A 14,474-nucleotide genomic window follows, 5' to 3' on the forward strand; every position below is an offset into this window, starting at 1 on the left:
TCACTCTGTCATGCCGCGTCGCGGGCCGGAACCGCGCCGCCGGAAGGGACCCCGGTGACCGCCGCCGACCGCCTCCTCGTCCTCCAGCGCGCTCTGCGTGCCGCGTCCCCGCAGGACCTCGTCCTTGTCCTTGCCCGGGTTCTGGTGGATGAATTCGGGGTGATCTCGTGCACCCTGCTGCTCGCCGACTACGGGGTCAGCGCCCTGCAGCCGTTCGGACGCGAGGCGACCCCCGGGTCCGCCGTCCCGGTCGCGGGCACCGCGGCGGGGCGCGCGTTCATGGCCCAGGAGCGGGTCCGCGACGCGTCGGCGCAGGCTGCGGCGCGCGAGACGCTCTACCTGCCGGTCTCCGTGCGGGGCGACCGGCTGGGCGTCCTCGAGGTCGTCCGGTCGACCGGCGGCGACGGCGCCCTGGCCGACGAACTGGCCGAGGCCGCCGAGGTCCTCGCCCACGAACTCCTCGCGGCCGAACCGGCCACCGACGTCTTCCAGCAGGCCCGCCGGCTGCGCAGACTCACACTCGCCGCCGAGATGCAGTGGGACCTGCTGCCCGGCCGCTCGTGCGAGCGGCCCGAGTTCACCATGGGCGCGCAACTCGAACCCGCCTACGCGGTACGGGGCGACAACTTCGACTGGGCGGTCAACACCGGAACGCTGGCCGTCAGCGTCACCAACGGCATGGGCCACGGCGTCCAGGCCGCCTCGCTCACCGCGCTCGCGGTGGGAGCGCTGCGCAACGCCCGGCGTTCCGGCGCCGACCTGGCGGCCCAGGCCGACCTGGCGAACCAGGCCGTGTGGTCCGCGCACACCGGCGGCGCCTACCTCGCCAGCGTCCTGTTCGAGGTCGACCTGGCGACCGGCGAGGTCGACGCCATCGACGCCGGGTCCCCGCTGGTGCTGCGCATGCGCCACGGCCAGGTCGACCGGCTCGAGCTCGAGGCGCAGTTCGCGCTCGGCACCCTGGAGGACACCCGCTACGTCCCCGAACGCTTCACCCTGGAGCCCGGCGACCGCCTCGTCGTCGTCAGCGACGGCGTCCACGACTACCCGCTCCACCGCCGACGAGATGTTCGGCACCCGGCGGCTGGCCGCCAGCGTCCGCGACCACCGCCTCCTCCCCGCGCCCGAGGCCGCCCGCGCCCTGCTCCGGGACCTCGACCGGTTCCGCGGCGACCGGGAAGCCGACGACGACGCCGTCGCCCTGTGCCTCGACTGGCGCGGCCGCGGCACCGCCGCGGACCGCTGACGGCGGCCCGGGTGGCCAGAAAGACACGGTGTTCGGCGGTGCCGTGGACCTCGGGTTTGGTGGATTCTCCAGGGACCGGGCCGACCTCTTGACCCCGGTGGGGACGGCGGATTAATTTCCGGGGAACGTGACCCGTGACAGCCCGGAAGGAGGCGACCGGCGGATGTACACCAGCTCCGACCTGAGCCGCCTCGCCCGGTGCACCGTCTGGGTGTCGGGTCGTATCGCGCACGGCTGCTGAGCACGCCGTTCTGACGTGCCCGTCTGGGGCACATTCCGGGATTTTTCGCCCATACCCTCCTGGCGCGTCGCTGCTGTCGCGTGCCGTTTTGCGTCCGGTCCTCTCCTGTGGCGCGTCTGAGCACAGAAGGCTGCCTGAATTGGCGAACATGATGAATCGATCGATCGCGCACCGCATTGAAGGCCCGTCATGGTGACGGCGCGGATCACGGTCAACGGGAAAGAAGCCTCGATTTCCCCGGTCGCGCCGCACACGACGGCGCTGGACTTCCTGCGCGAGCGTGGTCTCACCGGCACCAAGGAGGGCTGCGCCGAGGGTGAGTGCGGTGCCTGTTCGGTGCTGGTGGCGCGTCCCGGCGTGAACAAGCCGACCGACTGGGTGGCGGTCAACGCCTGCCTGGTGCCGGTCGCGGCGCTCGACGGCCAGGAGGTCGTCACCTCTGAGGGCCTCGCCACTCCCGGCGAGCCCGGCACGGCGTCCACGCTGCACCCGGTGCAGGAGGAGATGGCGGTCCGCGGCGGCTCCCAATGCGGTTACTGCACACCGGGGTTCATCTGCAGCATGGCCGCGGAGTACTACCGGCCGGGACGTTGCGCGCACGCGGACTCCGAGGGCGACGCCGAGCACGGTCCGAACGGGTTCGACCTGCACGCGCTGAGCGGCAACCTGTGCCGCTGCACCGGCTACCGCCCGATCCGCGACGCCGCCTACGCCGTCGGGGATCCCGCCGAGGACGACCCGCTGGCGCGGCGTCGCGAGCAGGCGCCGCCCGCGCCGGTCGCCACCGAATACACGCAGGACGGCCGTACGTTCCTGCGGAAGGACACCCTCGCCGAGACGCTGCGGGTGCTGAGCGAGCGGCCCGACGCGGTGCTGGTCGCCGGCTCCACCGACTGGGGCGTCGAGGTGAACATCCGCTCCCGCAGGGCGGACTGCGTGGTCGCCTTGGACCGGCTGTCCGAACTGCGGGAGCTGAGCGTCGAGTCCGACCACATCGAGATCGGTGCGGCACTGACGCTCACCGAGATCGAGCGTCGCCTCGACGGCGAAGTCCCGCTGCTGGCGGAGCTGTTCCCGCAGTTCGCGTCCCGGCTCATCCGCAACAGCGCAACCCTCGGCGGCAACCTGGGCACCGGCTCGCCGATCGGCGACAGCCCGCCGGTGCTGCTCGCGCTGGAGGCGTCGGTGGTGCTCGCGCACGCCGACGGCGAGCGCGAGGTCCCGCTGGCGGACTACTTCACCGGCTACCGGCAGAGCGTCCGCCGTCCGGGCGAGCTGATTCGCGCCGTGCGGGTCCCGCTGCCCCTGTCGCGCGTCACGGCGTTCCACAAGATCGCCAAGCGGCGGTTCGACGACATCTCGAGCGTGGCGGTCGCGTTCGCGCTCGACATCGAGGACGGGATCGTCCGCAAGGCCCGCATCGGCCTGGGCGGTGTGGCGGCCACGCCGATCCGCGCCCGCGCCGCGGAGGAGGCCCTGGAGGGCAGGCCGTGGTCGGCGGAGACCACCGAGGCCGCGGCCGCGCTGCTGCAGGCCGAGGGCACGCCGATGAGCGACCACCGCGCGAGCGCCGGGTACCGCTCCGCGATGCTCGGCCAGAGCCTGCTGAAGCTGTACGCGCAGACCACTGAGGCGGTGTCGTCGTGAGTCATCTGTCCGAGCGTCCTGAAAAGCCCGTCGTCGGCGTCGCGATGCCGCACGAGAGCGCGTTCCTACATGTCACCGGTACCGCGCTGTACACCGACGACCTGGTGTACCGCACCAGGGACGTGCTGCACGCCTACCCGGTCCAGGTCATGAAGCCCCGCGGCCGGATCACCGCGCTGCGCACCGAGCCCGCGCTCGCCGTGCCCGGTGTGGTGCGCGTGCTGACCGGCGCCGACGTGCCCGGCGTCAACGACGCGGGGATGAAGCACGACGAGCCGCTGTTCCCCGACGAGGTCATGTTCTACGGCCACGCGGTCGCCTGGGTGCTCGGGGAGACCCTGGAGGCGGCCCGGCTCGGCGCGGAGGCCGTCGAGGTGGAACTCGACGAACAGCCCGCCGTGATCACGCTGCGCGAGGCGATCGAGGCCGAAAGCTTCCACGGCGCCCGGCCGGTGATGACGACCGGCGACGTCGACGCCGGATTCGCCGACTCCGCCCACGTGTTCAGCGGCGAGTTCCAGTTCTCGGACCAGGAGCACTTCTACCTGGAGACGCACGCCGCGCTGGCCTACATCGACGAGGCCGAGCAGGTGTTCATCCAGAGCAGCACCCAACACCCGTCGGAGACCCAGGAGATCGTCGCGCACGTCCTCGGTCTGCACAGCCACGAGGTGACCGTGCAGTGCCTGCGGATGGGCGGCGGCTTCGGCGGCAAGGAGATGCAGCCGCACGGCTTCGCGGCCGTCGCGGCGCTCGGCGCCAAGCTGACCGGACGGCCGGTCCGGGTACGGCTCAACCGGACCCAGGACCTGACCATGTCCGGCAAGCGGCACGGCTTCCACGCCGAATGGCGGATCGGCTTCGACGCCGACGGCCGCATCCAGGCCCTGGACGCGACCCTGACCGCGGACGGCGGTTGGAGCCTTGACCTGTCCGAGCCGGTGACGGCCCGCGCGCTGTGCCACATCGACAACACGTACTGGATCCCCAACGCGCGCGTCGCCGGCCGCATCGCGAAGACCAACAAGGTCTCCAACACGGCCTTCCGCGGCTTCGGCGGCCCGCAGGGCATGCTGGTGATCGAGGACATCCTGGGCCGGTGCGCGCCGCTGCTCGGCCTGGACCCGGCGGAACTGCGCGAGCGCAACTTCTACCGGCCGGGCCGGGGGCAGACGACGCCCTACGGGCAGCTCGTCAGCCAGCCGGAGCGGATCTCCGCCGTCTGGCGGCAGGTCGAGGACAACGGCGGCCTCGCCGAACGCCGGCGTGAGATCGCCGCGTTCAACGCCGCGCACCCGAACACCAAGCGGGCGCTGGCGATCACGGGCATCAAGTTCGGGATCTCGTTCAACCTCACGGCGTTCAACCAGGCCGGTGCGCTGGTGCTCATCTACAAGGACGGCTCCGTCCTGATCAACCACGGCGGCACCGAGATGGGCCAGGGCCTGCACACGAAGATGCTGCAGGTGGCCGCGACCACGCTCGGCATTCCGCTGCACAAGGTCAGGCTGGCCCCGACGCGGACCGACAAGGTGCCCAACACCTCGGCCACCGCGGCCAGTTCCGGAGCCGACCTGAACGGCGGGGCGGTCAAGAACGCCTGCGAGCAGCTGCGTGCGCGGCTGGTGCAGGTGGCCGCGAGCCAACTGGGCTCGAACGCCTCGGACGTGCGGATCGTCGAGGGCGTCGCCCGCACGCTGGGCAGCGACCAGGAGCTGGCCTGGGACGACCTGGTGCGCACCGCGTACTTCCAGCGCGTGCAGCTGTCGGCGTCCGGCTACTACCGCACCGAGGGCCTGCACTGGGACGCGAAGACCTTCAGGGGCTCGCCGTTCAAGTACTTCAGCTACGGCGCCGCCGCGGCCGAGGTCGAGGTGGACGGCTTCACCGGCGCGTACCGCATCCGGCGCGTGGACATCGTGCACGACGTCGGCGACAGCCTGTCCCCGATGATCGACATCGGCCAGGTCGAGGGCGGTTTCGTGCAGGGCGCGGGCTGGCTGACCCTCGAGGACATGCGCTGGGACGTCAGCGACGGGCCGAACCGCGGCCGGCTGCTGACGCAGGCCGCGAGCACGTACAAGCTGCCGAGCTTCTCCGAGATGCCGGAGGAGTTCAACGTCACCCTCATGGAGAACGCGACCGAAGAGGGCGCCGTCTACGGCTCCAAGGCGGTCGGCGAGCCTCCGCTGATGCTGGCGTTCTGCGTACGCGAAGCGCTGCGGCAGGCCGCCGCGGCGTTCGGGCCGAGCGGGATCAGCGTCGACCTGGCCGCGCCCGCGACGCCGGAAGCGGTGTACTGGGCGATCCAGGCGGCCCGCCAGGCCGAGGCCCCCGGCACCGGGGCGGCCGTCAACGGGCACGCCGCCAACGGCCGAATCCCCATCGACACACGAGCGTTGAGCGGTGTCTGACAAGACGTGGATCGCCGCGGTCGCGGGGTTGCGGGAACGCCGGGAGTCCGGCGTTCTCGTGACCGTCGCGGCCGTGCGCGGCCACGCCCCGCGCGATGCCGGCGCGAAGCTCGTCGTCGGGCGGACCCGGACGTGGGGCTCGATCGGCGGCGGCAACATCGAGGCCGTCGCCATCGACCGGGCCCAGGAGATGATCGCCGCGTCCGAGTCGAAGCCGGAGCTGATCGACTTCGCCCTGAACGACAAGGTGACCAACCAGCACGGCGTCCAGTGCTGCGGCGGCACGGTCGCCGTACTGCTCGAACCACTGCCCGTGTCACGGGTGGTGGCGATCTTCGGCGTAGGGCACGTCGGTCTGGAACTCGCGCGCATCCTGGCCCGCCTGGACCTCGACCTCCACCTGGTCGACAGCCGCGCCGACATGCTCACCGAGGAACGGCTCGACGTCCTCTCCGACGCGATCGCCGAAGTGCACGTGCACCACACCCCCCTGCTCCCCGAAGAAATACTCGCCGAACTGCCGCACGGCGCCCACATCCTGATCATGACCCACGACCACGCCGAGGACGCCGCCCTCTGCGACGCCGCCCTGCGTACGACCCACCTCGGCTCCATCGGCCTGATCGGCTCGGCCGCCAAGTGGGCCCGGTTCCGCAAACGCCTCTCCACCGAAGGCGGCCACCCCGACGCCACCATCGACCGCATCAAGACCCCGATCGGCCTGCCGGACATCACCGGCAAGGAACCGGCGATCATCGCCGTAAGCGTCGCCGCCGACCTCCTCCGCACCTTCGAGTCCCCCGGCAACTGACCCACCCGCCACCGAAAGCCGACTTCGGAGCTCCAGCGACGGCGTGACGAGGCCGGGGTGTCGGTCAGCTTCGGTGGGGTGGGGGGCCTGAGGCGTTGAGGAGTTTCAGGCCTACGGTGGTGGGGGTGTGGAGGGCGGTGTTGCGGTGGCGGTTGGTGTGGATCAGGCCGGCGGCGCGGAGGACTGTGGCGTGTTCGCTGGCGCTGGGTGGGGAGATGCCGATGAGGGCGGCGAGTTCCTTGGTGGAGCAGCCGGGGTGTTCGGCGATCGAGTTGAGGACGGCGGCTCGGGTGTGGCCGAGGAGGGCCGAGACGGGTGCCGTGTGCCTGGGCGGGGTGGGCCTGGGGGTGAGGGCGGTCAGGCGCAGCAGGCGGTCGTCGTCGGCTACCGGGTAGGAGACGGTGGGTTGCGCCTGGGCGTGGGCGTCGTCGCCGACGAAGGAGCGGGTGCCGAAGACCGAGGGGACGAGGAGGACACCCTGTCCCCGTAAGTGCAGGTCGTAGTCGACCGGGTTGCGGATCTCGAGAACCGGTGGGTTCCAGCGCAGCCATTGCGGGTTGGCTCGGGCGAGCAGGTGGTCGACGCCGCCGTTGAGGAACTGGCGTAGGCGGAGGGTTCGGTCGGCGGTGAAGCAGTCGACGGCTTGCGTCCAGTAGGGGGCGACGAGCTCGGCGTGGAGGTCGGACAGGCCGTCGAAGAGGTCGTCGCGGAGTGTCGCGTCGTGCGGCAGGTTCGACGTCCAGGCCGGTAGGGGCTGGCGTTCGGCTATTGCGGCGAGTTCGGTGTCGATCATGGTGGTGGGGGTCGCGCGGACCTGGTCGAGGAGATCGTCGAGTTCCCCAGGGTGCGCGGGTGTGAGGAAGGTCGGGGACCAGCCGACGGGTGGGATGAGGGAGAGGGCCATCCACGCGCGGGAGGTCAGGCGGGGGAGGGCGCGTCTCCGCCAGGCTCCCAGGCGTACGGGTTGGCTGCGGTCCCGCAGGGCGCGTGCCGCGAGGTGCAACTCCGACAGCGGCATCGGTGCTTCGGCGATCCGGGTCCGGGCCAAGTCCTCGGCCGTGAAGTGGATGCGGTAGGTCACGATCCTCCCCCGTGGTGGCTCGCGAGTCCGGGATTGTCTCGAATCTCCTGATTCGGCCTGGGTCGAATCAGGTCGAAGGCCCGGTTGTGCGCCCAACAAGCTTGTCACGGACGGCTTGTGGCGCGGCGCTGCCCCACCTGCGCCGAGGACCACTGTGTCGTCGCAACTCCCAAGAGGCGAATCCGAGTTGAGGAGACGAGATGCGCAAGAACTCCGCGAGGACCCTGGGCCTGGTCGCCGCCGGTGCGTTCCTTCTGGTCGGCGCGGCGTCCGGAGCCGCCGTCGCGGCCCCGGCCGACCCGTCCGGCACCGTGCACATCGACGGGTTCGAACCCACCTCGGTGGTGACCGACGGCAGTTGCAAGGGGTGGATGAACACCGAGAAGCAGCACGGCAAGTGGTACGCGCAGGGGTTGGTGCAGTCCTGGCGCGGTCAGACCTGCGACATGATCCTGGAGCGGTACCACAAGGGGGACGGGGGGTGGACGATCGTCTCCGGTCGGCACACCGTCACCAACACCTCCGACTACACGACCTGGTACTACGACGACGCCGGTTACAAGTCCCGCGTCTGCATCTGGAACGACAGCGTGTCGCAGACGTGGAAGTGCGGTGGTGCCGTGTGACGTCCGCCGGTCGGCGCGCATGAGGACGAGGCCCGGCGTTCAGGGAGACGCCGGGCCTCGTCCGACCTTCGACGCGCCGCTACTCCGCGGCCTTCTTCAGCGCGTTGAGCCACGCGGTGAGCGAGTCGTCCAGGGCGACGGCGAGGTAGTCGCGGTCGGCGTCGATCGGGGCACCCGCCCAGGACTCCCGGGTGTGGACCACGACCTCGTCGCCGTCCTGGGTGAACGTCCACTCGTGCACGCCGGTGATGCCGTGCGCGGGGCCGCCCCACAGGATGCGGTGCGGGGCCTCGACCGCGTAGACGGTGGAGTCGATGGACAGGCCCGCGGTCTCCCAGTGGAAGGTCGAGCCGGGGGCGACGGGGCCGTCGAGCCGGGCCACGTCCACGCCGTCCTGCCAGGTGGGCCACGCGTCGATCGCGGTGTGGATCTCCCAGACCCGCTCGACGGAGGCGGTGATCCGGATGGTGTGGTCGGCGACGACGGGGGCGTTCTCGTCGATGTTCGTGGGGTAGGTCATGGCGGGTCCTCGGAATCGGGGAGTCGGCGGTCGAGGTGGTTCGGGGCGGGTCAGGCCTGCGGCTCGGGGTCCGCGATCCAGTGCCCGTGGATGCCGGCCGGCACTCGGCGGGGGAGTTCGACGGCGGCCACGGTGGTCAGGTCGCGCGCGTCCAGCACGAGCAGTTCCGAGGCGTCGGCCTTGAGGTCGCTGACGATGGTGAGCAGGTAGCCGTCGTCCTCGGCGGATCCGCCCGCGGCGGGCGCGAAGACGGCCTCGCCGGGCATCCGGCCCTCGCCGTGGGAGAGCAGCGTCTCCCGGCCGCTGAGCGTGTCGAACTTGACGGTGTGGTACCCCGACAGGCCGGCGCCGGGAAAGCCGATGGCGTAGCTGTATCGGTTGGCGGAACCGGTGTGCGCGTCGTTGATCGACGGGAACTCGGTGACCAGGTCGTTGAGGGCCTCGTCGGTCACCTTCCCCGTGGCCGGGTCCATGGTCCACCGGTGGAACGTCGAGCCGGCGTCGGGGCTGTCGCCGTAACCGGGGGCGCCGACCCACCACTTCCACGAGGTCTCCCACGCGGAACGGTCGAAGCGCGGCGCCTCGAGGACGATCCGGCCCTGCGCGTCGGTGTAGGCGTTGGCGACGTGCAGCAGCGCCGCCTGGTCGGCCACCTCGAACCAGGTGGTCGCGCCACCGGCGCGCGGCATCACACCGATGCGCAGCGGGACGTCGTCGTGCCAGCGGTAGGGGATGCCGGACTGCTCGGCGTGGTCGAAGACGACCGGCGCGTTGACGAAGACGACGTGCTCGCGGGTGATGGCGAAGTCGTGCATGAGCGAAGGGCCGGAGCCCTCGACGACCTCGGACCTGACGATCGCGCCGGAGGCGTCGGCCACGTAGTAGGTCAGGTACGGCGGGAAGGGGCTGTAGCCGAAGAAGTGCAGCTCGCCGGTCTCCGGGTCCTCCTTCGGGTGCGCGGTCATCGCGCTCGTGAGCTTGCCGCCGAAGTCGTAGACGCCGATGGTGTCGAGCTCGGCGCTGACCTCCCAGGGCAGGTTGGCCTCCTGCAGGGCCAGGTAACGGCCGCCGTGGAAGATGATGTTGGTGGCGGCGGCGCTGACGTCGAGCTCGGTCCCGGTGAACGGCACGCCGTCCAGGAACGGGGTGCGCACCCAGCGGTTGCGGTACCACTCGGCCCGGCCGCCGGCCAGGCGTACGCCGTGGATCATGCCGTCGCCGCGGAACCAGTGCGTGGGGGTGACGCCCGGCTTGGGGTTGTGGCCGTTGCGGAAGTAGCGGCCGTCCAGCTCGGGCGGCAGCGTGCCGCGGACCTTCAGCTCGTGGCCGGTGACCTCGTCGGTGACGGGGGTGAAGTGGCCGCTGATGTACGGCTTTTCGAGTGCCATGGTCAGGCCTTTCGCATCGAGAGGGCGGAGATGGTCAGGGTCACGGCGGCGCAGGCGAGGAACGCCGCGCCGTAGGAGGGGAGCCGGGTCAGGAAGGACAGGCCGACGGCGCCGCCGATCTGCCGGGTGGCGTTGACCAGCCCGCCGGCCAGGCCGTTGTCCGCGGGCGGGACGCCGGTGGAGGACATCGCGGTCAGCCGGACGAAGGCCACCCCCAGCCCCACGCCGATGAGGAGCGTCGGACCCAGCAGGTCCACCGCGAACGTGCCGTCGGACGGGGTCCGGGCCAGCCAGGCCAGTCCGGCCGCGAGGACCAGCAGGCCCACGGGGAGCACACGGCGCCACGCGACCTTGCCGGTGACCCACGACGAGAGCGTGATCATGACGGCGAGGGGGAGTTGGGTCAGCCCCGCCTCCAACGGCGAGTAGCCGAGGACTCGTTGCTGGTAGAGCGGCAGGAAGTAGAACAGGCCGAGCCAGACCGCTCCCAGCAGTGCCATCAGCACGTTGGGCACGGCCACCACGCTCATCCGGGCCGGCAGCAGCGGTTCGGCGGCGCGGCGCTGGAGCACCACGAACACGCCGAGCAGCACCGCACCGATCACCGCGAACGGCCACGGGCCCGACAGTCCGTAGGTGAGCGCGACCAGCCCCGCGGTCACCGTCACCGCGCCCGGCGCGTCGAGGCTTCCGCCGCGCGGCGTGTCGGCCGCGACCAGCCGCCAGGTCGCCACCAGGACGCCCACGGCGAGGGGCACCATCACGACGAACACCGCGCGCCAGCCGTACCAGCTGGTGAGCAGCCCGCTCAGCAGCACGCCCGCCGCGCCGCCGGCACCGGAGACCGCGCCCCACACGCCGAGCGCGGTGCCGCGCCGCTCCTTGTCGGGATACAGCGTCAGGACGAGGGCCAGCGCCGTGGGCGCCAGCATCGCCGCGCCGACGCCCTGGACCGCCCTGCACGCGATGAGCACGGCCGCCGTGGGCGCCAGTGCCGCGCCCAGCGAGGCGAGGGCGAACAAGCCGATGCCGAGCAGGAACACGCGCCGCAGGCCGTACACGTCACCCGCGCGCCCGCCCGGCAGCAGCAGCGCGCCGAAGACCAGGACGTAGGCGTTGACCGTCCATGTCTGGCCCGTGCCCGACAGGTCGAGCCCGGCCCGGATCTGCGGGAGGGCGACGTTCACGATCGACGTGCTCAGCACGACCAGGAACTGGGCCGTGGCCAGAACCGTCAGCGGTATCCAGCCTGTCGTGGTCCGGTGCGGTGCGGTGCGGGTCATGGCTCGACACTCGCAGCGGCCGTCCACCGCTCGCGTCGGTAGTCATTACCTAGGTGACTCCCCGTGGGAGTACCTAGCCGACCGGAAGCACCCCGATATCCCACCGAAGACCATCGTGTTGGTTGATCAAGTCCCCGTTTCCCCGCGGCTCGTGACCGCGTAGGTTCCCGGACATGCCCGAGAACAACACTGATGCGCTGATCGGCCGTCGGGACGAGATACGCCGGCTCGACGCCCTGCTGCAAGCGGCACGTCAGGGGCGGGGCGGCGCCCTGGTCCTGCGCGGTGAACCGGGCATCGGCAAGAGCGCGCTGCTGCGGCGTCTGGACGAGGCCGCCACCGGATTCCTCGTCATGCAGGCGTCCGGTGCGGAGTTCGAGATGGAGCTGCCGTTCGCCGCGCTGCACCAGTTGCTCGCGCCCGTGACCGGCCTGATGCCGGCGCTGTCGGCGCCGCACCGCAAGGCGCTGGAGGTCGCCTTCGGCCTCGACACCGGAACACCCGACCCGTTCCTGGTCGGCGTCGCCGCGCTGAGCCTGCTGGTGGAGACCGTCCAGGAACGCCCGCTCCTGTGCGTCGTGGACGACGCGCACTGGCTGGACCAGGCGTCGGCCAAGGCGCTGACCTTCCTGGCCCGCCGGGTCTCGGCCGAGCGGATCGCCCTCGTGTTCGCCGCGCGTGAGCCCAGCCGGCTGCCCGGGCTGGACGAACTGCCCGGCCTCCCGCTCCAGGGCCTCGGCGAGGCCGACGCCCGCGCGCTGCTGGCCGCGGCCGTCCGCGCCCCGCTGGACGAGCGGGTACGCGACCGCATCCTGGCGGAGGCGCGCGGCAACCCCCTCGCGCTGGTGGAGCTCCCCAGGACCGCCGGACTCGCCGGGATGGCGGGCGGGTTCGCCCAGCCCGACTCCGTCCCCAGCGTGATCGAGCAGAGCTTCAGGTCCCGCCTCGACCTCCTGCCGCCGCCGGCCCGGCTGCTCGTGACCGTCGCCGCCGCCGATCAGATCGGCGACCCCGACCTGCTGTGGCGTGCGGCCGGAGTCCTCGGTATCTGCAAGTCCGCCGTCGCGGAGTCCCTCCCGCTCGTCGAGTTCGGCACCCGGATCCGGTTCAGCCACCCCCTCGCGCGCTCGGCCGCCTACCACGCGGCGACCCCGGAGGACCGGCGCAGGGCGCACGAGGCGTTGGCCGCCGTGACCGACCCGGTCGCCGACCCCGACCGGCGGGCCTGGCACCGCGCCCAGGCCGGCGCGGGCCCGGACGAGCAGGTCGCCGCCGAGCTCGAAGCCTCCGCCACCCGCGCCCAGGAACGCGGCGGCGTCGCGGCGGCGGCGGCCTTCCTCGAACGCTCGGCCGCGCTCACGATCAACCCGGTCCGCCGCACCGAGCGGGTCCTCGCCGCCGTCCAGGCCAAGCTCTCGGTGGGCGACTTCGACACGGCGGCCGACCTGCTCGGCACCGTCCGGACCGACGATCCGGGCCAGGCCGCCAGGGCCGACCTGCTCCGCGGCAGGCTGTCGTTCGTCCGACGCCGCGGCGACGAAGGCCCCACCGAGCACGTCCTGCGCGCCGCCGCCCGGCTCGCGGCCACCGACCCCGCCCGGTCGCGGGAGTGCTATCTGGACGCCGTCGAGATGGGCCTCCTGCTCGGCGACCTCGACGAGGTGGTGCAGGCCGCCGTGAAGGCCTCGCTGCCGGACGAGCCGACCTCCGGCGTCGCGGCGGTCCTGGCCGGCCTGATCAGCCTGGTCGGCGACGGGCACGCGGCGGCGGGGGAGATCCTCAAGCCCGTCGTCGCCGACGCCGAAGCGGAGGTGTGGGCCAGGCGGCCGTCTCTCGGCTTCATGCTGGCCTCCGAGCTGTGGGACTTCGCCGCCCTGCGCGGCTTCGCCACCCGCGCCGTCGCGGCCGGCCGCGAGACGGGCTCCTTCCACGCGCTGCCCATCGGACTGGCCATGCAGGCCACCGCGTCCGTGCACGCGGGCGACTTCGGCACCGCGATGGAGCTGATCTCCGAGGAGGAGGCGATCGCCGGCGCCACCGGCGCGGCACCGCTGGTCTACCCGCGCCTCCACCTGGCCGCGATGCGCGGGCGGCGCGAAGAGGTCGCCGAACTCGCGTCCGTGGACCACAAGATGAGCCTGAGCGAGCAGTGGGCCGCGGCCGTGGTCGGCAACGGCCTGGCCGACTACCCGGCCGCGCTCGAAGCCGCGACACGGGCGGTCGAGTACGGCGCCAGCGTCACCGCGGGGCTCGCCCTGCCCGAACTGGTCGAGGCGGCCGTACGCTGCGGTGAGACCGAGGTCGCCGCGGCGGCCCTGGCGTCCCTCCAGGAGCGCACGCGGGCGGGCCGGCACGCGTGGGGTCTCGGCGTCGAGGCCTACGCACGGGCCCTGGTGACCGAGGACGAGTCCGCCTATCAGGAGGCGGTCGACCTGCTCGACGACGGCGCGATGGTCGTCTACCGCGCCCGGGCGCATCTGCTGTACGGGGAGTGGCTGCGCCGCCAGGGCCGACGGCGTGACGCCCGGACCGCGCTGCGGGCCGCGCACGAGGCGATGTCGGACCTCGGCCTCGAGGCGTTCGCCGAACGCGCCGCGGGCGAGCTGCGCGCCACGGGCGAGCAGGCCCGCAGCCGCACGTCGAAGGCGTCCGACCAACTGACCATGCAGGAAGTGCACATCGCCCGCCTGGTCGCCGACGGCGCCACCTCCAAGGAGGTCGCGGCGAAGCTGTTCCTCAGCCCGCGGACGGTCGACGCGCACCTGCGCAACATCTTCCGCAAGCTCGGCCTCACCTCACGCCGGCAGCTGCGGGACCTGCCCGACATCCGTTAGCAGCCGCATGGTGGTGGCCGCGGCCTCGTGCCCGTTCATCGACTCCACCGGTCCGGGCCAACCCAACCCGTACTTGGCCCGATACGCGCCGGACACGCGCTGGACGAGCTCGGGGTCGTCCACCGGCTGGACGGTCGCGGTCAGCCGTACCCCGGCCACCTCCACCTCCGCCTCCGCGTGCCGCAGGAGCCGGCGGTACCAGGCGCTGCGCCGCCCGAACGCCGAGCGGACGTAGGCCTCTTCGTCGACCACCACCACCCAGACCGTCCGGGCCGACCACCGGCCGTCCGCGTGCCGTACCCGAATGACGATCTCCGCGCGATCCATCGCCGTGTTCATGGAACGACCTTCGCCGCACGGGCACTACCTACGCGTCGGTGGTC

At 72.1% G+C, this 14,474-nt stretch carries 11 protein-coding genes; 6 read left to right on the forward strand and 5 right to left on the reverse strand.

What is annotated here, in order from left to right:
- Nucleotides 1-54: 54 nt before the first annotated feature.
- The 4 genes from QI554_RS02675 (at nt 55) to xdhC (ending at nt 6,359) form a co-directional block, all read left to right on the forward strand.
- Entirely contained in the window at nt 55-1,338 is a 1,284-nt protein-coding gene (locus QI554_RS02675) for a PP2C family protein-serine/threonine phosphatase (protein WP_343230750.1), read from the forward strand.
- A 338-nt stretch (nt 1,339-1,676) separates the two neighbouring features.
- A complete protein-coding gene (locus QI554_RS02680; RefSeq protein WP_281465340.1) occupies nt 1,677-3,134 on the forward strand; it encodes a xanthine dehydrogenase small subunit in 1,458 nt (485 codons plus the stop codon).
- Nucleotides 3,131-5,548 (forward strand): xanthine dehydrogenase molybdopterin binding subunit, encoded by a 2,418-nt coding sequence (gene xdhB / locus QI554_RS02685; RefSeq protein WP_281465342.1) that lies wholly within the window; start codon nt 3,131-3,133, stop codon nt 5,546-5,548. The genes QI554_RS02680 and xdhB overlap by 4 nt, the downstream gene beginning before the upstream one ends.
- The gene (gene xdhC / locus QI554_RS02690; protein ID WP_281465344.1) at nt 5,541-6,359 is read left to right on the forward strand and encodes a xanthine dehydrogenase accessory protein XdhC; all 819 of its coding nucleotides are present in this window, start codon (nt 5,541-5,543) and stop codon (nt 6,357-6,359) included. Before xdhB ends, xdhC begins: the two co-directional genes overlap by 8 nt.
- 64 nt (nt 6,360-6,423) lie before the next feature.
- On the opposite strand, the gene QI554_RS02695 is transcribed toward xdhC, so the two are convergent.
- Nucleotides 6,424-7,440, reverse strand: coding sequence for a winged helix-turn-helix domain-containing protein (locus QI554_RS02695; protein ID WP_281465346.1), 1,017 nt, complete (start codon nt 7,438-7,440; stop codon nt 6,424-6,426).
- A gap of 200 nt (nt 7,441-7,640) precedes the next feature.
- On the opposite strand from QI554_RS02695, the gene QI554_RS02700 reads away from it, so the two are divergent.
- Nucleotides 7,641-8,066, forward strand: a complete 426-nt coding sequence (locus QI554_RS02700; protein ID WP_281465348.1) for a hypothetical protein — start codon at nt 7,641-7,643, stop codon at nt 8,064-8,066.
- Nucleotides 8,067-8,145: 79 nt separating this feature from the next.
- Here QI554_RS02700 and QI554_RS02705 read toward each other — a convergent pair whose 3' ends face one another.
- Genes QI554_RS02705 through QI554_RS02715 form a run of 3 tightly spaced genes read right to left on the reverse strand, consistent with a single transcriptional unit; the run spans nt 8,146 to nt 11,257 of the window.
- On the reverse strand, nt 8,146-8,586 hold the full coding sequence (locus QI554_RS02705; RefSeq protein WP_281465350.1) for an SRPBCC family protein: 441 nt from the start codon (nt 8,584-8,586) through the stop codon (nt 8,146-8,148).
- 50 nt (nt 8,587-8,636) lie between these two features.
- Complete coding sequence (locus tag QI554_RS02710) at nt 8,637-9,974, reverse strand: carotenoid oxygenase family protein (RefSeq protein ID WP_281465352.1); 1,338 nt, start codon at nt 9,972-9,974, stop codon at nt 8,637-8,639.
- Between the two features lie 2 nt (nt 9,975-9,976).
- Nucleotides 9,977-11,257: an MFS transporter gene (locus tag QI554_RS02715; RefSeq protein WP_281465354.1), complete on the reverse strand. Its 1,281-nt coding sequence runs from the start codon at nt 11,255-11,257 to the stop codon at nt 9,977-9,979.
- Nucleotides 11,258-11,430: 173 nt separating this feature from the next.
- Here QI554_RS02715 and QI554_RS02720 point away from each other — a divergent pair, with 173 nt between their 5' ends.
- Nucleotides 11,431-14,091 carry a helix-turn-helix transcriptional regulator gene (locus tag QI554_RS02720; protein WP_281465356.1) on the forward strand — a complete coding sequence of 887 codons (2,661 nt, stop codon included), beginning with the start codon at nt 11,431-11,433 and terminating at the stop codon, nt 14,089-14,091.
- Here the strand turns inward: QI554_RS02720 and QI554_RS02725 are convergent.
- Nucleotides 14,053-14,430 carry a DUF2255 family protein gene (locus tag QI554_RS02725; protein ID WP_281465358.1) on the reverse strand — a complete coding sequence of 126 codons (378 nt, stop codon included), beginning with the start codon at nt 14,428-14,430 and terminating at the stop codon, nt 14,053-14,055. The genes QI554_RS02720 and QI554_RS02725 overlap by 39 nt on opposite strands.
- Nucleotides 14,431-14,474 lie beyond the last annotated feature (44 nt).

Source organism: Yinghuangia seranimata, assembly GCF_029953285.1.
GTDB lineage: Bacteria > Actinomycetota > Actinomycetes > Streptomycetales > Streptomycetaceae > Yinghuangia > Yinghuangia seranimata.

What these genes read in the sequence shown, in the direction of transcription:
- QI554_RS02680 (WP_281465340.1), top strand. Translation starts at nt 1,677, where the DNA reads ATGGTGACGGCGCGGATCACGGTCAACGGGAAAGAAGCCTCGATTTCC.
- QI554_RS02700 (WP_281465348.1), top strand. Translation starts at nt 7,641, where the DNA reads ATGCGCAAGAACTCCGCGAGGACCCTGGGCCTGGTCGCCGCCGGTGCG.
- QI554_RS02705 (WP_281465350.1), bottom strand. Translation starts at nt 8,586, where the DNA reads ATGACCTACCCCACGAACATCGACGAGAACGCCCCCGTCGTCGCCGAC.
- QI554_RS02710 (WP_281465352.1), bottom strand. Translation starts at nt 9,974, where the DNA reads ATGGCACTCGAAAAGCCGTACATCAGCGGCCACTTCACCCCCGTCACC.
- QI554_RS02715 (WP_281465354.1), bottom strand. Translation starts at nt 11,257, where the DNA reads ATGACCCGCACCGCACCGCACCGGACCACGACAGGCTGGATACCGCTG.
- QI554_RS02720 (WP_281465356.1), top strand. Translation starts at nt 11,431, where the DNA reads ATGCCCGAGAACAACACTGATGCGCTGATCGGCCGTCGGGACGAGATA.
- QI554_RS02725 (WP_281465358.1), bottom strand. Translation starts at nt 14,430, where the DNA reads ATGAACACGGCGATGGATCGCGCGGAGATCGTCATTCGGGTACGGCAC.